The 19187-nt window shown below is 46.7% G+C and carries 19 protein-coding genes and 1 riboswitch; all 19 genes read left to right on the top strand.

Features of this window, described 5'->3' with window-relative positions; translation table 11 throughout:
- Nucleotides 1-674: 674 nt before the first annotated feature.
- The 19 genes from IRE19_RS17580 (at nucleotide 675) to pcrB (ending at nucleotide 19184) form a co-directional block, all read left to right on the top strand.
- Entirely contained in the window at nucleotides 675-1196 is a 522-nt protein-coding gene (locus IRE19_RS17580; protein WP_191716842.1) for a DUF2179 domain-containing protein, read from the top strand.
- Nucleotides 1193-1381: an NETI motif-containing protein gene (locus IRE19_RS17575; protein WP_191716837.1), complete on the top strand. Its 189-nt coding sequence runs from the start codon at nucleotides 1193-1195 to the stop codon at nucleotides 1379-1381. The genes IRE19_RS17580 and IRE19_RS17575 overlap by 4 nt, the downstream gene beginning before the upstream one ends.
- 85 nt (nucleotides 1382-1466) lie before the next feature.
- Nucleotides 1467-1567: riboswitch (purine riboswitch) on the top strand.
- Between the two features lie 137 nt (nucleotides 1568-1704).
- On the top strand, nucleotides 1705-2193 hold the full coding sequence (gene purE, locus IRE19_RS17570) for a 5-(carboxyamino)imidazole ribonucleotide mutase (protein ID WP_191716836.1): 489 nt from the start codon (nucleotides 1705-1707) through the stop codon (nucleotides 2191-2193).
- Nucleotides 2190-3314, top strand: a complete 1125-nt coding sequence (gene purK, locus IRE19_RS17565) for a 5-(carboxyamino)imidazole ribonucleotide synthase (RefSeq protein WP_203341387.1) — start codon at nucleotides 2190-2192, stop codon at nucleotides 3312-3314. Before purE ends, purK begins: the two co-directional genes overlap by 4 nt.
- A 16-nt stretch (nucleotides 3315-3330) precedes the next feature.
- The gene (purB, locus tag IRE19_RS17560) at nucleotides 3331-4626 is read left to right on the top strand and encodes an adenylosuccinate lyase (protein ID WP_191716834.1); all 1296 of its coding nucleotides are present in this window, start codon (nucleotides 3331-3333) and stop codon (nucleotides 4624-4626) included.
- A 16-nt stretch (nucleotides 4627-4642) separates the two neighbouring features.
- Complete coding sequence (gene purC / locus IRE19_RS17555) at nucleotides 4643-5359, top strand: phosphoribosylaminoimidazolesuccinocarboxamide synthase (RefSeq protein WP_203341386.1); 717 nt, start codon at nucleotides 4643-4645, stop codon at nucleotides 5357-5359.
- Complete coding sequence (gene purS, locus IRE19_RS17550; protein ID WP_191716832.1) at nucleotides 5356-5610, top strand: phosphoribosylformylglycinamidine synthase subunit PurS; 255 nt, start codon at nucleotides 5356-5358, stop codon at nucleotides 5608-5610. The genes purC and purS overlap by 4 nt, the downstream gene beginning before the upstream one ends.
- The gene (gene purQ / locus IRE19_RS17545; RefSeq protein WP_191716831.1) at nucleotides 5607-6290 is read left to right on the top strand and encodes a phosphoribosylformylglycinamidine synthase subunit PurQ; all 684 of its coding nucleotides are present in this window, start codon (nucleotides 5607-5609) and stop codon (nucleotides 6288-6290) included. Before purS ends, purQ begins: the two co-directional genes overlap by 4 nt.
- Entirely contained in the window at nucleotides 6274-8499 is a 2226-nt protein-coding gene (purL, locus tag IRE19_RS17540; protein ID WP_203341385.1) for a phosphoribosylformylglycinamidine synthase subunit PurL, read from the top strand. Before purQ ends, purL begins: the two co-directional genes overlap by 17 nt.
- On the top strand, nucleotides 8475-9896 hold the full coding sequence (gene purF / locus IRE19_RS17535; RefSeq protein WP_191716829.1) for an amidophosphoribosyltransferase: 1422 nt from the start codon (nucleotides 8475-8477) through the stop codon (nucleotides 9894-9896). Before purL ends, purF begins: the two co-directional genes overlap by 25 nt.
- Nucleotides 9897-9908: 12 nt before the next feature.
- Nucleotides 9909-10970, top strand: a complete 1062-nt coding sequence (purM, locus tag IRE19_RS17530) for a phosphoribosylformylglycinamidine cyclo-ligase (protein ID WP_203341384.1) — start codon at nucleotides 9909-9911, stop codon at nucleotides 10968-10970.
- Nucleotides 10960-11532 (top strand): phosphoribosylglycinamide formyltransferase, encoded by a 573-nt coding sequence (purN, locus tag IRE19_RS17525; RefSeq protein WP_203341383.1) that lies wholly within the window; start codon nucleotides 10960-10962, stop codon nucleotides 11530-11532. Before purM ends, purN begins: the two co-directional genes overlap by 11 nt.
- Nucleotides 11533-11565: 33 nt before the next feature.
- Nucleotides 11566-13098 (top strand): bifunctional phosphoribosylaminoimidazolecarboxamide formyltransferase/IMP cyclohydrolase, encoded by a 1533-nt coding sequence (purH, locus tag IRE19_RS17520; RefSeq protein WP_203341382.1) that lies wholly within the window; start codon nucleotides 11566-11568, stop codon nucleotides 13096-13098.
- Between the two features lie 15 nt (nucleotides 13099-13113).
- Nucleotides 13114-14364, top strand: coding sequence for a phosphoribosylamine--glycine ligase (purD, locus tag IRE19_RS17515; RefSeq protein WP_203341381.1), 1251 nt, complete (start codon nucleotides 13114-13116; stop codon nucleotides 14362-14364).
- A gap of 204 nt (nucleotides 14365-14568) precedes the next feature.
- A complete protein-coding gene (locus IRE19_RS17510) occupies nucleotides 14569-15159 on the top strand; it encodes a GNAT family N-acetyltransferase (protein WP_203341380.1) in 591 nt (196 codons plus the stop codon).
- Nucleotides 15160-15308: 149 nt separating this feature from the next.
- The gene (locus tag IRE19_RS17505) at nucleotides 15309-17039 is read left to right on the top strand and encodes an adenine deaminase C-terminal domain-containing protein (RefSeq protein ID WP_203341379.1); all 1731 of its coding nucleotides are present in this window, start codon (nucleotides 15309-15311) and stop codon (nucleotides 17037-17039) included.
- A gap of 4 nt (nucleotides 17040-17043) precedes the next feature.
- The gene (locus IRE19_RS17500; RefSeq protein ID WP_203341378.1) at nucleotides 17044-18063 is read left to right on the top strand and encodes a DUF3048 domain-containing protein; all 1020 of its coding nucleotides are present in this window, start codon (nucleotides 17044-17046) and stop codon (nucleotides 18061-18063) included.
- A gap of 32 nt (nucleotides 18064-18095) precedes the next feature.
- Nucleotides 18096-18416 carry a YerC/YecD family TrpR-related protein gene (locus IRE19_RS17495; RefSeq protein ID WP_191716821.1) on the top strand — a complete coding sequence of 107 codons (321 nt, stop codon included), beginning with the start codon at nucleotides 18096-18098 and terminating at the stop codon, nucleotides 18414-18416.
- A gap of 75 nt (nucleotides 18417-18491) precedes the next feature.
- Nucleotides 18492-19184, top strand: a complete 693-nt coding sequence (pcrB, locus tag IRE19_RS17490) for a heptaprenylglyceryl phosphate synthase (protein ID WP_203341377.1) — start codon at nucleotides 18492-18494, stop codon at nucleotides 19182-19184.
- The last annotated feature ends 3 nt before the right edge of the window (nucleotides 19185-19187 follow it).

Here is a 19187-nt window from a genome sequence, read left to right as displayed (position 1 = left end):
GAGTAAGACGTCGCTGGGCACATGAATGAAAGTCGTTACCGATTCCGGTAACGGCTTTTTTCGTGGTTCTGTACTAAATATTAAGGTGTTATAGCAAAAAAACACGCAATCTCCAATTTCTCATCGACATGAGACAGACACTTAGTTACCATCGCTATCTAGCAACTACTTAGGCAACGTGTTCAGACGGGCATGTGGATTGAAGAAAACTTACAACTCCTGATTCCAAATGAGCAAAAAGAATTCTTGAGGATGTATTTAGAACCTATTCTCCGTCACTGAAATGGGGAGGGCTCTTTACCTCAGACCAACGCTTGATGGAAAAAAACTTTGGTTAGCAAACTATTCAGGGTTTCATTAATCTTTCTATTCATCGAATACAACTAAAACATACTTCCCATGTTTCTCATACTGTATATCTGTAATCTTATAAATAGCATCCAAAAACAAGAAGCGGCTTACTTCATCTCGCTTAGGAAATAGGATACAGGATGTATAACACTGAAATTTTCTCACTATGTACCCAAAGAAGGCGACGAAATGCCAGCTTCCTTTATACAGCAGGACTTCTCCGTCTTTTCTCTCTTGCATTCTGCCGTTTTTTCCCCTAAGATGAACAGTAATTATTGTTGAAAAGTGAAAGGGTGTAGAAATTGGATGTAAATCCGTGGTTAATGGTGTTAATCATTTTTTCGATCAATATCGTATACGTAACTTTTTTTACGGTGCGGATGATTATGACTTTAAAAGGTTATCGCTATTTGGCTGCCGTCGTCAGTATGGTGGAAGTTGTTATTTATATAGTAGGTCTCGGGTTGGTTCTTGATAATCTGGACCAGATTCAAAACTTGATTGCCTATGCTTTAGGCTACGGGTCCGGCGTAATTATCGGTTCCAAAATCGAAGAAAAAATGGCTCTTGGCTATATTACTGTAAACGTCATCACGAGTGAGGCAGGTGAATACCTGCCGAACCAACTTCGAGAAAAAGGGTATGGTGTAACAGATTGGAATGCGAATGGCCGTGACGGTGGCCGACAGTCGATGCAAATTTTGACACCTCGCAAAATGGAACTCAAATTGTATAAAGCCATACAGGAAATTGATCCAAAGGCGTTTATCATTGCCTATGAGGCGAAGACGATCCATGGTGGATTTTGGGTGAAAACAGTGAAAAGGGGCAATTTGTATAAATGAGCAAGAATACAGTATGGTTTGAAGTTGAAGAAAATGAATCCATCTCAGATTGTTTGGATCGCATGCGAGAAAAAGGGTATGCGGCTGTAGGGCGGAAAGAAGAGCCGTTGTTCGAGGAAATAAACGGTCAACCCGTGCCAATACGGCAAATCGTTAAATTTAAAGGAAGTAAACTGAGCGAATAACATTTTAGATCTAATAAACACGAACGATTTGATAACCGTATAAATAATTGTTCGACTTTATTATTGACGTACTTTCATCGAGTTGTTATGATAAAAGAGGATACCCCATATATGCAGAAGAATTGGCTTCTGCGTCTCTACCAGGACACCGTAAATGTCCGGACTATGCGGGAAAGCAACTTAGTGGATCGTTAAGCGAAGGAGAGGTCTCTCTATGTCCTCATCCATAAATCGTTTCATGTACAGTCCTTAAGTAAACTGCTTTTCACGTTATGTGAGCAGTTTACTTGAGGGCTTTTTATTTTTTAAAGGAGAGTGTTTCAATGAATCCGCGAATTGGCGTCATTATGGGAAGTACGAGTGATTGGGAAACAATGAAGCATACGTGTGATGTGTTGGATGAACTGGGTGTGGCCTATGAAAAGAAAGTGGTTTCCGCACACCGTACACCGGATTTGATGTTCAGCTATGCTGAACAAGCTCGGGGGCGTGGGCTTCACGTCATCATTGCAGGGGCAGGAGGGGCTGCGCATTTGCCAGGTATGGTAGCAGCAAAGACTACATTGCCGGTTATCGGCGTACCCGTTCAATCCAAAGCATTAAACGGCTTGGATTCCTTGTTATCCATAGTCCAGATGCCAGGCGGTGTGCCAGTGGCTACGGTAGCTATCGGCAAAGCGGGTGCTGTCAATGCCGGGTTGCTGGCAGCTCAAATAATAGGCACGGCTGATGAAGCAGTGGCACAAGCGCTGCAGGACCGGCGTGACCGGACAGCTGCTGCTGTGATGGAAAGTTCAGGTGACTTGATATGAAGAAAACGATTTTGCCAGGACAGACAATCGGCATTATCGGCGGTGGCCAATTGGGACGGATGATGGCACTGGCAGCAAAAGAAGCCGGATTTAAAATTGCGGTTCTTGATCCCGGAATGGATTCTCCAACCGGCCAAGTGGCTGACATTCAAATCATTGCGCCTTTTGATGACCAACAGGCTTTAGAGGAATTGGCTGAAGTCAGCGATGTCATTACGTATGAATTCGAGAACATCGATGCAGAAGGATTAACGAAGCTTTCAGAAATTGCTTACGTACCCCAAGGAGCCGAATTGATTCGAGTGACGCAGAACCGGATTTTGGAGAAACAGGCCATTTCTGAAGCGGGCGTGATTGTAGCGGATTACATTACAGCTTCAACATTTCAGGAACTGAAGGAGAAGAGCAGTCAGCTGTCATTTCCTTTTGTTGTAAAGACGGCACGTGGCGGTTACGACGGCAAAGGGCAGCAGACGGTTTCTTCTCATGACGAGATGGATCTGGCTGAAGCTTTATTCGATAACGGTGAATGTGTAGCAGAAGCATTCGTTGAATTCACGAAAGAGATTTCAGTGATCATCCAACGGAATGTGCATGGAGAAACGGCGATTTTGCCGATCGGTGAAAATATCCACAAAGATCATATCCTCCATCAGACCATTGTTCCAGCGCGTATTGATAAAGAGACGGTCGATCTGGCAAAGCAGGCAGCTGAGAAAATCGCGGCTCAGCTGAACATGGTCGGTACTTTGGCGGTTGAAATGTTCGTTTTGGAAAACGGCGGCATCATTGTCAATGAGCTGGCACCACGTCCCCATAACTCTGGGCATTATTCAATCGAAGCGACGAACATCTCGCAATTCCATCAGCATGTCCGTGCAGTTTGCGGATGGCCGCTGCGGCAGCCCATTTTATGGTCTGAAGCGGTGATGGTCAATATATTGGGTGAACATGTTGCGCCGCTCACTTCGAAAATCGCACAATTCCCGAATTGGTCGGTTCATTTGTACGGAAAAGATGAAGCGAAGCAGAAACGGAAGATGGGACATGTTACGATATTAACGGAAGACTTAAAGGCGACTTTAAGTGAAATAGACACATCCGGCATTTGGCCGGAATAATTGGAGGAACTTTAAAATGATCGCACGCTACACAAGACCTGAAATGGGCGCAATTTGGACGGATGAAAACAAATACAATGCATGGCTGGAAGTTGAAATTCTGGCATGTGAAGCTTGGGCTGAAATCGGTGATATTCCGAAAGAAGATGTAGCGAAAATCCGCAAAGACGCTTCTTTCTCAGTAGACCGTATTCTGGAAATTGAAGAAGAAACCCGCCACGATGTTGTTGCTTTTACAAGAGCAGTATCTGAAACGCTTGGCGAAGAACGCAAATGGGTTCATTACGGATTGACGTCAACAGATGTTGTGGATACAGCCTTGTCTTATTTATTGAAACAGGCGAACGTCATTATCCGCAAAGACTTGACAAACTTCATCGAAATTCTCGCAAATAAAGCAAAAGAACACAAAATGACAGTCATGATGGGCCGTACACACGGTGTCCATGCAGAACCGACGACGTTTGGTTTGAAGCTGGCATTATGGCATGAGGAAATGAAACGCAACCTGGAACGGTTTGAGGCTGCTGCTGCTTCTATTGAAACTGGCAAGATGTCCGGAGCAGTTGGAACTTACGCCAACATCGATCCATTTGTTGAAGCGTATGTCTGCAAAGAGTTAGGCCTTGCGGCATCACCGATTTCAACACAAACTTTGCAACGCGATCGCCATGCACAGTATTTGAGCGTTCTTGCTTTGATCGGTTCATCGATCGAAAAATTCGCTACAGAAATCCGCGGCCTTCAGAAATCAGAAACGCGTGAAGTAGAGGAATTCTTTGCTAAAGGCCAAAAAGGTTCATCGGCAATGCCTCACAAACGCAACCCGATCGGATCTGAAAACATGACAGGGCTTGCCCGGTTGATCCGTGGCTACATGCTGACAGCTTACGAAAACGTTTCTTTATGGCACGAGCGCGACATTTCGCATTCATCTGCTGAACGGGTGATCTTGCCGGATGCGACGATTGCATTGAACTACATGCTGAACCGTTTCGGAAACATCGTCAAAAACTTGACGGTATTCCCTGAAAACATGAAACGCAATATGGATTCAACGCTTGGGTTGATTTATTCGCAGCGTGTGCTATTGGCTTTAATCGATAAAGGGATGGCTCGTGAAGCGGCTTATGATACTGTTCAGCCATGTGCAATGGAAGCCTGGGAAAATCAGACGCATTTCCGCAAAATCGTGGAAGCGAATGACACTATTACAGCTAAATTGTCTAAAGAGGAATTGGATGATTGCTTCGATTACAACCACCACCTGCAGCAAGTGGACATGATTTTCAACCGACTTGGACTAAACTAAACGGGGGCTTCTAAAAATGGAAAAAGGTCAGCTATTGTACGAAGGAAAAGCAAAACGCTTATATGCAACGGATGAACAGGGAATTTTGTGGGTGGAATATAAAGATTCAGCAACGGCTTTCAACGGTGAAAAGAAAGAGGAAATCACCGGCAAAGGCATTTTGAACAATAAAATCACGTCACTGATTTTCACGAAATTGCAGGAAGCGGGCATTGCTTCTCATTTTGTTAAGCAATTGTCTGACCATGAACAATTGGTGCAGCAAGTCAGCATCATTCCATTGGAAGTGGTGGTCCGCAACATCACAGCCGGCAGCATGGCCAAACGCCTTGGAATTGAAGAAGGCGTCGCCATCAGCCGCCCGGTCGTGGAATTTTACCTGAAAGATGATGACTTAGGCGATCCGCTGATTACGGACGAGCATGTCGACATGCTGAACTTGGCGACTGCAGAAGAAGTGGCTGAGCTTAAGGAGAAAGCACGAAAAATCAACAAAGTGTTGATCGGTTTCTTCAAAGAAATCGGTGTGGATCTGGTCGATTTCAAAATTGAATTTGGCCGTGATACAGAAGGCAATATTCTATTGGCAGATGAAATCTCGCCGGATACGTGCCGCCTTTGGGACATAGAAACGAAACAAAAATTGGATAAAGATGTATTCCGCCGCAATCTGGGGAATTTGACTGAAGCGTACGAACTCATTTTAACTCGTCTAGGAGGACAACATTCATGAAAAAAGTAAAAGTATACGTAACATTGCGCGAAAGCGTATTGGACCCACAAGGTTCTGCAGTTATGGGCTCTCTTCATAAAATGGGCTATGGTGAAGTGGAAGATGTACGAATCGGCAAATACCTGGAACTGGTCATCGGAGACAGCGAACGGGATGTGGATGCCCTAGTCAATGAATTGTGCCATCGTTTATTAGCCAACACGGTGATTGAAGATTATCGATTTGAAATTGAGGAGGTTGTCTCGCAATGAAATTCGCAGTGATTGTTTTCCCTGGTTCCAATTGTGATTTGGATATGTACCACGCGGTGAAGGATGAATTGGGTGAAGAAGCGGAATACGTATGGCATGACTCAAAAGATTTGAGCAGCTACGATGGCATTTTGCTGCCAGGCGGATTTTCATACGGCGATTACTTGCGTTGCGGCGCCATCGCTCAATTTTCGGGTGTTATGGATGAAGTGAGAAAAGCGGCAGAAGCAGGAAAACCGGTTCTGGGAATCTGTAATGGCTTCCAAATATTAACGGAAGCAGGCCTGTTGCCTGGCGTCTTATTGCGCAACAAAAACCTGAAATTCATGTGTCGTACGGTCGGATTGAAAGTTGAGAACAATAATACTTTGTTCACCAACGAATACGAGCAGGGACAGGAGATCCAAATTCCAATCGCACACGGAGAAGGCAATTATTTCTGCGACGATGCGACTTATAACCACCTCAAAGAAAACAATCAAATCGTCTTTAGCTATGCAGATGATTTTAACGGCAGCCGCAATAACATCGCGGGCATCATCAATGAACGTGGAAACGTTCTCGGCATGATGCCGCATCCGGAACGCGCCGTATCCGATTTGATCGGCGGCACAGATGGATTGGCTTTATTCAGATCAATTGTAAAACAGTGGAGGGAAGCAAATGTCAGTCATGCTTGAACCAAATGCAGCTCAGATAAAGGAACAGAAAGTTTATCAGCAAATGGGCTTGTCGGATGCGGAATTCGCCATGGTCGAAGAAATCCTGGGAAGACTGCCGAACTACACGGAAACCGGGTTGTTCTCGGTCATGTGGTCTGAACATTGTTCTTATAAAAACTCGAAACCGGTTTTGGCGAAATTCCCGACTAAAGGAGAACGTGTCCTGCAAGGGCCAGGAGAAGGAGCAGGGATTGTGGACATCGGCGACGGGCAAGCAGTCGTCTTCAAAATGGAATCCCATAACCACCCTTCTGCCATCGAACCTTATCAAGGGGCTGCTACTGGCGTCGGCGGAATTATCCGTGATGTCTTCTCCATGGGGGCACGGCCGATTGCGTTGCTGAATTCACTGCGTTTTGGTGAATTGACCACTCCACGAGTGAAATATTTGTTTGAAGAAGTGGTTGCCGGAATTGCCGGTTACGGAAACTGCATCGGCATCCCGACTGTTGGCGGCGAAGTCCAGTTTGATGATTCGTATGACGGCAATCCGCTGGTCAACGCGATGTGTGTCGGATTGATCAATCATGAAGATATCCAAAAAGGCATCGCCAAAGGCACTGGCAACCCGGTGATGTACGTTGGCGCTAAAACAGGGCGTGACGGTATCCACGGAGCCACTTTTGCTTCTGAGGAGCTGACAGACGGCTCTGACAAGAACCGCCCGGCTGTACAAGTGGGAGATCCATTTATGGAGAAGCTGTTACTGGAAGCCTGCCTGGAATTGATCAAATCGGATGCATTGATCGGCATTCAGGATATGGGTGCGGCCGGATTGACTTCATCTTCAGCTGAAATGGCTTCTAAAGCCGGATCCGGCATCGAGATGGACCTGGATCATATTCCACAGCGTGAAACTGGTATGACCGCTTACGAAATGATGCTTTCTGAATCACAGGAGCGTATGCTCATCGTCGTAAAAGCAGGCCGCGAGCCTGAAATTGTCGAGTTGTTCGAGAAATATGGCCTGGATGCAGTCACTGTCGGCACCGTGACAGATGATTCCACACTTCGTCTGAAGCACAAAGGGGAAATCGTCGCAGAAGTACCGGTTGATGCTCTTGCAGAAGACGCACCGGTTTACCACAAGCCATCAGCAGTACCAGCTTATTTCACTGAATTCCAACAGTTGGACAATGCAGAACCGAAAATCACAGATTACAATGAAACCTTGACGGCGCTATTGAAACAGCCGACCATCGCTTCAAAAGAATGGGTCTACGATCAATACGATCATCAAGTACGCACAAGTACAGTGGTCAGCCCGGGATCGGACGCGGCAGTGGTCCGTATCCGCGGCACCAATAAAGGCCTTGCCATGACAACGGATTGCAACTCCCGCTATATCTATTTGGATCCGGAAACCGGAGGGAAAATCGCTGTGGCGGAAGCGGCGCGCAATGTGGTCGTTTCGGGTGCAAAACCTCTTGCCATCACCGATTGCCTGAACTTCGGAAACCCGGAGAAACCAGAGATTTTCTGGCAGCTTGAAAAAGCGGCAGACGGTATGTCTGAAGCCTGTACAATCCTGGATTCTCCAGTTATCGGCGGAAACGTCTCGTTGTATAATGAAACCAATGGCACTGCCATTTACCCGACGCCGACCATCGGCATGGTGGGCCTTGTTGAAGACCTTTCGCACGTAACGACACAAGATGCGAAAAAAGCAGGCGACCTGGTCTATTTGATCGGGGAAAGCTTTACGGAATTCGGTGGCAGTGAGCTGCAAAAAATGGTCGAAGGACGTATTTTCGGCAAAGCACCGGCTATCGATTTGGCAGTGGAAGCAAAACGCCAACAGGAAATCCTGTCAGCTATCCAGCAGGGGCTTGTTGCTTCGGCACATGATGTTGCAGAAGGCGGCGTTGCCGTTGCATTAGCCGAAAAAACTTTCGGCAACGGATTGGGAATGGATGTTACCTTGTCAGGTTCAGCGACAACAGCTTTATTCAGCGAATCGCAATCACGTTTTGTGGTGACGGTCAGCCCTGAAAAAGCAGCACAATTTGAAGAGATGGTATCAGATGCCAAGAAAATCGGCCAAGTCACGGGAGACAACTTAGTCATCAACGGCGAAGATGGCACGGCTTGGATCAATGGTTCAGTCGCTGCACTTCGCTCAGCTTGGAAAGGAGCTATCCCATGCTTGCTGAAATCAGAAGCTTAAATGAAGAATGTGGCGTCTTTGGAATATGGGGCCACCCAAATGCGACTCAATTGACCTATTACGGATTGCATGCACTGCAGCATCGCGGCCAGGAAGGTGCTGGAATTGTGTCGACGGACGGGGAGGGGCTTCGTCCATTAAAAGGTGAAGGCATGGTCAGTGAAGTCTTTACGCCTGAAAAGATTGAAAAGATTGCAGGGCATGGCGCGATTGGCCATGTACGGTATGCAACAGCAGGGGGCAGCGGCATTGAAAATGTGCAGCCCCTGCTCTTTAATTCAACGACCGGCAGTTTGGCAATTTCCCATAATGGCAACTTGGTCAATGCCACGCAGCTGAAAGGCCACCTGGAACGCCAAGGAAGCATTTTTCAAACAACTTCCGACACGGAAGTGCTGGCTCATTTAATCAAACGAAGCGGTTATGCAACGTTTGAAGAAAAAGCGAAAAATGCCTTGTCCTTATTGAAAGGTGCCTTTGCCTGCGTTATTTTGACGGAAGAAGCGATGTATATTGCTTTGGATCCGAACGGACTGCGCCCTTTATCTCTTGGAAGACTTGGAGATGCCTGGGTGACGGCATCGGAAACTTGTGCTTTTGATATAGTCGGAGCGGAATTTGTTCGTTCGGTTGAACCTGGTGAGTTTTTGATCATCACAAAAGATGGCCTGCGCGCAGAACGCTTTGCATATCCGGAAGAACGGGCAATCTGTACGATGGAATACGTATATTTCTCACGTCCTGATTCGGATATCGACGGCATCAACGTCCATACCGCAAGAAAGCGCCTCGGCGTTCAATTGGCGAAGGAAGTGCAGATTGAAGCGGATGTCGTGACGGGTGTTCCGGATTCCAGTATTTCGGCAGCCATCGGCTATTCGGAACAAAGCGGCATTCCCTATGAATTGGGATTGATCAAAAACCGTTATGTGGGGCGCACATTTATCCAGCCTTCGCAGGACTTGCGTGAACAAGGCGTGAAAATGAAATTATCGCCTGTCCGCCAAGTAGTGAAAGGCAAACGCGTCATTATGGTGGATGATTCAATCGTCCGCGGCACGACTTCACGGCGCATCGTCAACTTGCTGAAAGAAGCAGGCGCCACGGAAGTACACGTTGTCATCAGTTCACCGCCCATCAAGAATCCGTGTTTTTACGGCATTGATATCAGCACGGCAGGCGAATTGATTGCCGCCAACAATACGGTAGAAGAAATGCGTGAAATTATCGGAGCGGATTCACTGACATTTCTGTCAGTGGATGGCATGGTCCAAAACATCGGGCGGACAGATCCCGGTTCGAAATGCGGACACTGCCTCGCTTGTTTTACAGGGGAATACCCAACCAATATTTATCCGGATACAGTGTTGCCGCATGAAAAAGAAAAAGTGAAATAAGGGGGAACCGGTGTGTCAAAAGCATATGAAAAAGCAGGCGTCAATATCGAAGCAGGCTACGAAGCGGTCAACCGCATGAAATCCCATGTGGAGCGGACAGCACGCAAAGGAATGCTGGGTGCGTTTGGCGGCTTCGGCGGCATGTTCGATTTATCTGAGCTGAATTTGAAAGAACCGGTTCTTGTTTCCGGAACGGACGGCGTCGGCACGAAACTGAAGCTGGCATTTATGGCGGACCGCCACGACACAATCGGCATCGATTGTGTCGCCATGTGCGTCAATGATATTGTTGCACAAGGTGCGGAACCTTTATTTTTCCTTGACTATATCGCAGTCGGCAAAGCGGTTCCTGAAAAGATAGAACAAATCGTCAAAGGTGTAGCGGACGGCTGTGTCCAGGCCGGTGCTGCATTGATCGGCGGAGAGACTGCTGAAATGCCTGGGCTCTATGAAGAAGACGAGTACGATATCGCCGGTTTTGCGGTGGGGGCTGCGGAGAAATCTAAAATCGTCACAGGAGAAAAAATCACTGCGGGTGATGTCCTGATCGGCCTTGCTTCCAGTGGTATCCATTCCAACGGCTATTCGCTGGTTCGCCAGATCGTTTTCGAACAAAACAACTTTACGCTTGAACAAACGGTTGAAGGCTTTGAATCACTTGGTCCAATTGGTGGCGCACTGTTGACGCCAACTAAAATATACGCAAAAGCAGTAGCTGCCATCAGCAACGAAACCAGCATTCATGGCATGGCCCATGTGACAGGCGGTGGCTTTATCGAGAACATCCCGCGGATGATGCCGGAAGGATTAGGTGCAGAAATCACGATCGGCAGCTGGCCGGTTCTTGATATTTTCACCCTATTGAAGGAAAAAGGGGAACTTGCGGACCGCGATCTGTATTCGGTCTTCAATATGGGCATCGGTTTTGTTCTGGCGGTTGCTCCGGAAGATGCGGAACAGGTGCTGAAAACAGCTCGGGAGAATGGTGAGCAGGCTTTCCCTATCGGCCGCGTCTCAAAAACGGCAGGCGTTCAATTCCAAGGTGAACAGGACGGCACATTGGATGAGCACTAAACCGAAAATTGCTATCTTTGCGTCAGGAAACGGTTCTAATTTCCAAGCCATTGCCGACGCTATTGCCGGCGGCAGTCTGCAGGCGGAATTGGTGCTTGCTGTGACCGATAAGCCACAAGCTTATGTAATAGAACGTGCACGCAAGGCAGGAGTGGCGTCTTTCGCTTTTAAGCCGTCTGAGTTTGAATCCAAGCAGCTTTACGAGCAGATGCTGAAAGAAAAACTGCAGGAGCTCGGAGTGGAATGGATCGTTTTGGCCGGTTACATGCGCTTGATCGGTCCAGTTCTGCTGGCAGCTTATGAAAACCGCATCGTCAATATTCATCCCTCTGTGCTTCCGGCGTTTCCGGGGAAAGATGCCATTGGCCAAACATTGGCAGCAGGTGCGGAAAGAGCAGGCGTTACTGTACATTTCGTGGATGCCGGAATGGATACAGGCAGCATCATTACGCAGCAGTCATTCCTGGTTGCAGGACGTGGCCGTAATGAAGTCGAGCAACAGATCCATCAGATTGAACATGAATTATATCCTGCAACTTTGCAGCAATTATTCGACCGGTAAAATTGCCGGTCTTAATCTATAGGAGGACTATTTGTGAAAAAAAGAGCATTACTCAGCGTATCGGATAAATCCGGGATATTGGAATTTGCACAAGAATTGGAAAAGATGGGCTACGAACTTTTATCGACAGGGGGAACGAAGAAGTTTCTTGAAGAGAATGGGGTTTCCATCACTGCAGTAGATGAAATCACTAAGTTTCCTGAAATTTTGGGAGGACGTGTAAAAACCTTGCACCCTCTTGTACACGGTGGATTGTTGGCCAAACACGATGATGCCGATCACCAAAAACAAATGGCTGAAAACGGCATTTCACCGATTGATATCGTCTGTGTCAATCTGTACCCATTCCGTGAAACGATCGCCAAACCGGATGTCACTGTGGATGATGCAATTGAAAACATTGATATCGGCGGACCGACGATGCTGCGTTCTGCTGCAAAAAATCATGCTTACGTCACTGTTATTGTCGATGCAACCGATTATGAAGCAGTATTGATTGAATTACATAATGGTCAAACCACACCTGAAACGCGGCGCCGATTGGCAGCGAAAGTTTTCCGCCATACAGCCGCTTATGATTCTTATATCTCCAACTATTTGACTGACCTGACGGGCGAAGAATACCCGGATCAATTGACGCTTACTTATGAATTGTCCCAAACGCTTCGCTACGGGGAAAACCCTCACCAAAAAGCCGCTTTCTACCGCAGCCCGCTTGGATCGGATTTTTCAATTGCCAATGCCGACCAATTGCATGGCAAAGAGCTTTCCTATAACAATATCCAGGATGCCAATGCTGCTCTTCAAATCATTAAAGAATTCAAGATGCCTGCAGCAGTCGCTGTCAAACACATGAACCCATGCGGCGTCGGTACAGGCGAAACGATTGCAGATGCTTTCGCAAAAGCTTACGAAGCCGACTCAACTTCCATTTTTGGCGGGATTGTGGCATTGAACCGCGAAGTGGATGCAGAGACAGCCAAGCAATTGGCGACGATTTTCCTTGAAATCATCATCGCTCCAGCATTTTCAGATGAAGCCATCGAATTGCTGACACAAAAGAAGAACATCCGTCTGTTGACGATTCCATTCGATAGCCAAACCAAAGACAAATGGAACACCGTTACCGTTGAAGGCGGCTTGTTGATCCAACAGCCGGACGTCTACGGATATGACGATGCAGATATCCAAATCGCAACAGAACGCCAGCCGACAGCAGCAGAGCTTGAGGCGCTAAAGCTTGGTTGGAGTGTTGTGAAACATGTTAAATCGAATGCCATCGTCGTCTGCAATTCGGAGATGACATTAGGGATCGGTGCGGGCCAAATGAACCGCGTAGGATCGGCTAAAATTGCGTTGGAGCAGGCAGGCGAAGCAGCTCAAGGAGCCATCATGGCATCAGACGCATTCTTCCCGATGAACGATACAGTGGAAGCTGCTGCACAAGCAGGCATTAAAGCCATCATCCAACCGGGCGGATCCAAGAAAGATCAGGATTCGATCGATAAAGCGAACGAATACGGGATTGCCATGGTCTTTACAGGCGTCCGTCATTTCAAACATTAATCGAGGTGGAGCAAAATGAAGGTATTGGTTATTGGAAGAGGCGGAAGGGAACATGCCATTGTCCGGCAGTTCTCGAAATCCCCGTCGGTCACGAAAGTTTTTGCAGCTCCTGGAAATGATGGGATGCAGGAAGACGCTGAAATAGCGGCAATCGATGAAATGGATTTTGCCGGTCTGGCGGACTTTGCTCAACAGCAAGGAGTGGACTTCAGTTTTGTTGGTCCTGAACAGCCATTGTCAGAAGGCATCGTCGACTTTTTTGAAGCCAAAGGGCTGCGCATTTTCGGTCCATCCAAACAAGCGGCGCAAATTGAAGGCAGCAAAGCTTTTGCAAAAGAATTGATGGAGAAATACAACATTCCGACTGCTGGCTATGAAACTTTTACAGAAGTTGCTCCAGCCATCGCTTTTATCCGTCAGCACGGAGCGCCGATTGTCATTAAAGCAGATGGTCTGGCAGCCGGTAAAGGAGTCGTTGTGGCGTTAACGGAGGAAGATGCCGTTTCTGCTGTCAATGACATGCTGGAAGGCCAAAAGTTCGGCGAATCGGGTTCCAAAGTGGTCATCGAAGAATTTTTGGATGGCGAAGAGTTTTCATTCATGTCATTTGTCCAAGATGGCCGGATTTACCCCATGGTCATTTCGCAGGACCACAAGCGGGCGTTTGACGGAGACCGTGGACCGAATACCGGCGGCATGGGTGCTTATTCGCCTGTTCCTCAAATTTCACAGGAAATCGTCGATGACACTTTCACGAAAATTGTGGAACCGGCGGTCCAGGCGATGGCATCGGAAGGGACGCCTTTTAACGGCATTCTCTATACAGGCGTCATTTTGACCAAACAAGGCCCGAAAGTCATTGAATTCAATGCACGTTTTGGAGATCCGGAAACACAGGTGGTCCTGCCGCGAATGAAATCCGACTTTGGGCTCTTTATGGATTCGATTTTAAACGGACAGCCGGCCGAGCTGGAATGGGATGACCAAGCAGTGCTTGGTGTAGTCATTGCGGCGGATGGCTATCCGGAGACGGTTGAAAAAGGCACGCTTCTGCCCGAACTGTCAAAACTCAAAGGAGTCGAAGTGACTCATGCAGGCACGAAGCATTTGAATGGCAGTTATGTGGGCAATGGAGGGCGTGTGCTGCTCGTTTCAGCGAGTGGAACGTCTATCAGGGACGCTCAGGACAAAGTCTATGAACAGCTGGACAACCTGCGCTGGAATGGCTTTTTCTACCGCACAGACATCGGATGGCGTGCAAAATAATTTTTGATATGATATAATTTTAGATGACACAAATTCGACAAGAAGATGTGTCATTTTTTTTATTGCCTGTCCTTAGGCAATAAAAATGAAGTTGAGGATTTTCAACAGCCCACTTTTACCTCTATTTAAACTCCAGAATGGCAAACTCATCACGACCTCAGAAACAAAATCAGCAGGGCACCTAAATTTGAAGGGAGACAAATTATGAATTGGTATGAAAAATTAAATCAGTATTTTCCAGTCGAAGAAATGAAATCAAAAGAGCATATGGATACGTTATTAAAGGAAAAAGGCAGCGTCTATTACAAAGATGAGGGCCCTTATCATGTCTTGATGTATGCGGAATTTCCGAATTTCACATTTGTGGATTATTTATTCGTGTCAAAAGAATCGCGCGGCATGGGACTTGGCAAAAAGACCCTTCAAATGCTGAAGGATAAGAACAAACCGATTATCCTTGAAGTAGAGCCGGTCAATTACGAAGACACTGACACGGAAAAACGTCTGCGTTTTTATGCGCGCGAAGGATTTGAACACGCATCTTCAATCGGATATTGCCGACGTTCGTTGGCGACCGGGGAAGAAAATTCAATGGAAATCCTTTACTGGACTCCGGGTGGAGAAACAGAAGAAGAGATTTTCGAAGGCATGAAGAAAATGTATCAGGATATCCATACCTATAAAGACGAACAATTCTACGGCGAATCTTATGATTCAGTTGCAGATGTGCTGACTTTCCAGGAAGAAGAAAAAACGGATGTCTTAAAACCGTTCAGCAATCCCGTTGAAAAATAATGAACTTCTAAAATCCACGCATTATGCGTGGATTTTTTGTGTCCGGTTTTAATCAGAATGTTCTTGTTTTTGCAGGCAAAACCTGTAATTGCGTGTATAATTATGCTACTATATTAAGTATTGAACTTGTAGAAAGAAGGTGCCGGCAAATGGTTAATCCTCTATGGAAAAATACAGAGATTCGCAAACAGTTGAAAATTGTTACAAAAGAAACAGCGCCGGATCTCGTTTTGACAAACGCAACATATCTTCATGGAATTTTTAAGAAATGGATGACAGGAAATATATGGATTGCTGATGATCGTATCGTCTATGCAGGAAAAGAAATGCCGAAAGTGGATGCTTCGACGGAAGTAGCAGATATGACCGGCAAATACATCGTTCCTGGATACATAGAACCTCATGTCCATCCTTCACAGTTATACAATCCCATAAGCTTTGCCGATCATGCGGCACAGGGCGGAACGACGATGTTCCTTTCCGATAACCTCACGCTTTTTTTAGCATTGGAAAATGAGAAAGCGTTTTCATTGTTGGACCAGATGGCGGAATTGCCGTTCAGTTTTTATTGGTGGACGCGTTTTGATTCCCAGACAGAGTTGAATGAGGAAGACCGATTATTCACTTCCAAATCAGTCGGCGAATGGCTGGATCGCCAAGATGTATTGCTCGGCGGCGAATTGACGGGCTGGCCGAAACTGATGGCGGGTGACGACCAGATGCTGTACTGGATCCAAAAAGCCAAAATGGGGCTGAAAAAAATTGAAGGGCATTTCCCAGGTGCGTCAGAGAAAACATTGGCTCGCATGCGACTGCTTGGAGCAGATGGCGACCATGAAGCGATGACTGTGGATGAAGTGGAAATGCGCCTGCTTCATGGCTATGGAGTCACACTCCGCCACTCTTCCATTCGGCCGGATCTTCCGCATTTGCTGAAAGGGATTGTCGAGCGCGAGTTGAACGTCTTCGATAAATTGATGATGACGACAGACGGTTCAACGCCAGCCTTTCATTTGGATGGTGTCATGGACCTGTGCATCAAAATCGCCCTGGAGGCCGGTGTACCGGCGATCGACGCCTATATGATGGCATCTTATAATGTCGCCCGTTATTACAACGTAACAAGCCTCCACGGATTGATTGCGACAGGCCGTTACGCCAACTTGAACATTCTTGATACATTAGAAAATCCGGTCCCTTCAGGTGTTATTTCAAAAGGGGTTTGGCTGAAGAAAGACGGAGAAAAAGTCCTGTCTTTACCGGATATCGATTGGTCGATTTTTCCGGATCTTGAAATCGACTATAAACTGACGGATGACGACTTCCAGTTTTCGATGCCTTTCGGTATTGAAATGGTCAATGATGTCATCACGAAACCCTATTCTGTCAGTGTTGACACGCATGACTCCAATTTATCAAAAACACATGATGAAAGCTTTTTAATGCTGATCGATAAAAAAGGCAAATGGCGCGTCAATACATTGATTAAAGGTTTCGCACCGGGACTTGATGGGTTCGCATCTTCCTATACGACGACGGGCGATATTATCCTGATCGGCAAAAATCGTGAAGATATGTGGATTGCCTTCAATGAATTGAAACGCCTGAAAGGCGGCATCATCCTGACGGAAAATGGAGAGATTATAGAATCTCTGCCGCTGCCCTATGGCGGAGTGATGTCGGATTTGCCGATGGAACAATTGATCGTCCAGGAACAGGCCTTGAAGAAAGCATTGAAAGAACGCGGTTACAAGCATGGCGATGCTGTTTATACCTTGCTGTTTTTGCAGGCGACTCATCTGCCATATGTCCGCGTGACACAAAAAGGCATTTACGATGTCATGAATAAAAAAATCCTGTTTCCGGCGTTCATGAGGTAATGATATGAAGAATTGGATTTTTGCCATGCTTATTTTACTGGTGCTCGCTGCATTTGCTGCAGGTTTTTGGATAATCATGAAAGAAGACCCGGAAGAGCAGCCACCTGTGGAGAACTCATTGACAATTGCCCCATACACTGGTGAAAAAGCGACTCCTCCGACCAATCGCCGAACGGTCATGGCAGTCATCAATAATCATCCGGATGCCCGTCCGCAAACCGGATTGGGTGAAGCAGATATGGTTTTTGAAATGATTGCAGAATACGACATCACCCGGTTTTTGGCTTTGTACCAAAGTGATTTTCCGGAAACCATTGGTCCCATCCGCAGTGCGAGGGAGTATTTTGTCGAGTTGGCAGCTGCTTCTGATGCTTTTTTTGTTGCTCATGGCTACAGCCCCGCTGCTCAAGTGATGCTGGAATCTGGGGTGGTTGACCACGTGAATGGCATTCAACATGATGGCACTTTGTTTCAGCGGTCAAGCGATCGTGTTGCTCCCCATAACTCTTATATCACTGCGGAAAATATCGAAACAGCCATGGGGAATGTGCAGGCTTCAACTGAATACAGATGGAAATCACCTTATTATTTCTATGACTCGGGGGAAAATGCTAAACTTAAGGAACAGGCTCTTTCGGTAAGCGTAGCGTACGGGACAAACGAGTTGTTTTTCAATGAGTATACATATGACAGCAAGTCACATCTATACAGCCGATCGTCCGGTGGCGTACCGACAACCGATAAAGAGACCTTGGAAACAGTGAAAGTCTCGAATGTTTTGGTTTTTGAAGCGCCGCACGAAACTGTCGATTCTGAAGGGCGCCAGTCAATTGATCTGGAAAACGGTGGAAAAGCGCTGTTGTTCCAGGCGGGCGGCGTCCGTGAAATAGAATGGAGTTCGATAGACGGGATGCCCGTACCGACAGAAGACGGTGAGACGGTGAAATTGGTGCCGGGGAAAACCTGGTTCCATGTTGTTCCGACTGCACCCGGTATGGAACAGTCCGTCAGCTATACGCCTTGATGATCGTAGCAATGAAAGGATGATGAAGCTGCATGCAAGTTGATAAAATCAGAGGCCATCAGACAGATCAGCTGATTGAAGCGATCCTGGCTTTGAAGGATAAGGAAGAAGCTTACCGCTTTTTCGATGATCTATGCACAATCAGTGAAATTCAATCGCTGTCACAGCGTTTGGAAGTAGCACATATGCTTCGTATGAAAAAAACATACGAAAAAATCAAGAATGAAACGGGTGCCAGTACCGCGACTATTTCACGTGTCCGCCGTTGCCTTAACTACGGAAATGATGGCTATGATGAAATGCTTGGGCGCCTGTATCCCGACGAAAAACCGTTTGAACTTCCAAAAGACTGAACAGAGAACCGACTCTGTTCGGTTTTTTTGTTATAATAAATAGATGATAATCGATGTAAAGTCAGGTGAAATTAAATGGACTTCAAAACATGGCGGCATGTCTTTAAATTAGATCCGGCTAAAGAGATTACGGATGGACATTTGGAACGAATTTGCAGATCCGGGACCGATGCCATCTTGATTGGCGGCAGTGATCATGTCACACTCGACAATGTCCTTGAATTGACGGAACGCATACAAATTTATAATCTGCCGATCGTTATGGAAGTGTCGACAATTGATTCTGTCGCGCCCGGCTTTGATTACTATTTCATCCCGACGGTGCTTAACAGTGATGATCCGCAGTGGATCAAAGGTTTCCATCATCAAGCTATTAAAGAATACGGTGAGATATTGGAATGGGACGAAATGGTGGCGGAAGGCTATTGCATTTTGAATGCGGACTGTAAAGCCGCCAAGCTGACCGGAGCCAAAACGGATTTATCGGCGGATGATGTCGTGGCTTATGCCCGGCTGGCCGAACATTTTTTCCGGCTGCCCATTTTTTATCTGGAGTACAGCGGCATTTACGGCGATATGGAACTGGCAGGAAAAGTGAAAGAAGTTCTGGACGAAACCCGTATGTTTTACGGAGGCGGAATCGATTCAGCTGATAAGGCGAGAGCAGCACTTGCTGCTGCTGATACCATCGTCGTCGGCAATATCATTTATGAAAACATCGAAAAAGCGATTGAAACCGTAGAGGCAGTTGCGGAAACGGCTGACTAATCG

Origin of the sequence: Planococcus beijingensis, from assembly GCF_016820615.1 — a bacterium.
Lineage (GTDB): Bacteria > Bacillota > Bacilli > Bacillales_A > Planococcaceae > Planococcus > Planococcus notacanthi.
Note: the sequence above shows the minus strand (reverse complement) of the source record. Positions and strands in the feature narration are given on the sequence as shown.

Bases quoted from the DNA above. Each gene is read 5' to 3' on its own strand.
- purK (WP_203341387.1), top strand. From the start codon at position 2,190: ATGAAGAAAACGATTTTGCCAGGACAGACAATCGGCATTATCGGCGGT.
- IRE19_RS17580 (WP_191716842.1), top strand. From the start codon at position 675: ATGGTGTTAATCATTTTTTCGATCAATATCGTATACGTAACTTTTTTT.
- IRE19_RS17505 (WP_203341379.1), top strand. From the start codon at position 15,309: ATGGTTAATCCTCTATGGAAAAATACAGAGATTCGCAAACAGTTGAAA.
- purB (WP_191716834.1), top strand. From the start codon at position 3,331: ATGATCGCACGCTACACAAGACCTGAAATGGGCGCAATTTGGACGGAT.
- IRE19_RS17575 (WP_191716837.1), top strand. From the start codon at position 1,193: ATGAGCAAGAATACAGTATGGTTTGAAGTTGAAGAAAATGAATCCATC.
- purN (WP_203341383.1), top strand. From the start codon at position 10,960: ATGAGCACTAAACCGAAAATTGCTATCTTTGCGTCAGGAAACGGTTCT.
- IRE19_RS17510 (WP_203341380.1), top strand. From the start codon at position 14,569: ATGAATTGGTATGAAAAATTAAATCAGTATTTTCCAGTCGAAGAAATG.
- purC (WP_203341386.1), top strand. From the start codon at position 4,643: ATGGAAAAAGGTCAGCTATTGTACGAAGGAAAAGCAAAACGCTTATAT.
- pcrB (WP_203341377.1), top strand. From the start codon at position 18,492: ATGGACTTCAAAACATGGCGGCATGTCTTTAAATTAGATCCGGCTAAA.
- IRE19_RS17500 (WP_203341378.1), top strand. From the start codon at position 17,044: ATGAAGAATTGGATTTTTGCCATGCTTATTTTACTGGTGCTCGCTGCA.
- purE (WP_191716836.1), top strand. From the start codon at position 1,705: ATGAATCCGCGAATTGGCGTCATTATGGGAAGTACGAGTGATTGGGAA.
- purQ (WP_191716831.1), top strand. From the start codon at position 5,607: ATGAAATTCGCAGTGATTGTTTTCCCTGGTTCCAATTGTGATTTGGAT.
- purD (WP_203341381.1), top strand. From the start codon at position 13,114: ATGAAGGTATTGGTTATTGGAAGAGGCGGAAGGGAACATGCCATTGTC.
- purL (WP_203341385.1), top strand. From the start codon at position 6,274: ATGTCAGTCATGCTTGAACCAAATGCAGCTCAGATAAAGGAACAGAAA.
- purF (WP_191716829.1), top strand. From the start codon at position 8,475: ATGCTTGCTGAAATCAGAAGCTTAAATGAAGAATGTGGCGTCTTTGGA.
- purS (WP_191716832.1), top strand. From the start codon at position 5,356: ATGAAAAAAGTAAAAGTATACGTAACATTGCGCGAAAGCGTATTGGAC.
- IRE19_RS17495 (WP_191716821.1), top strand. From the start codon at position 18,096: ATGCAAGTTGATAAAATCAGAGGCCATCAGACAGATCAGCTGATTGAA.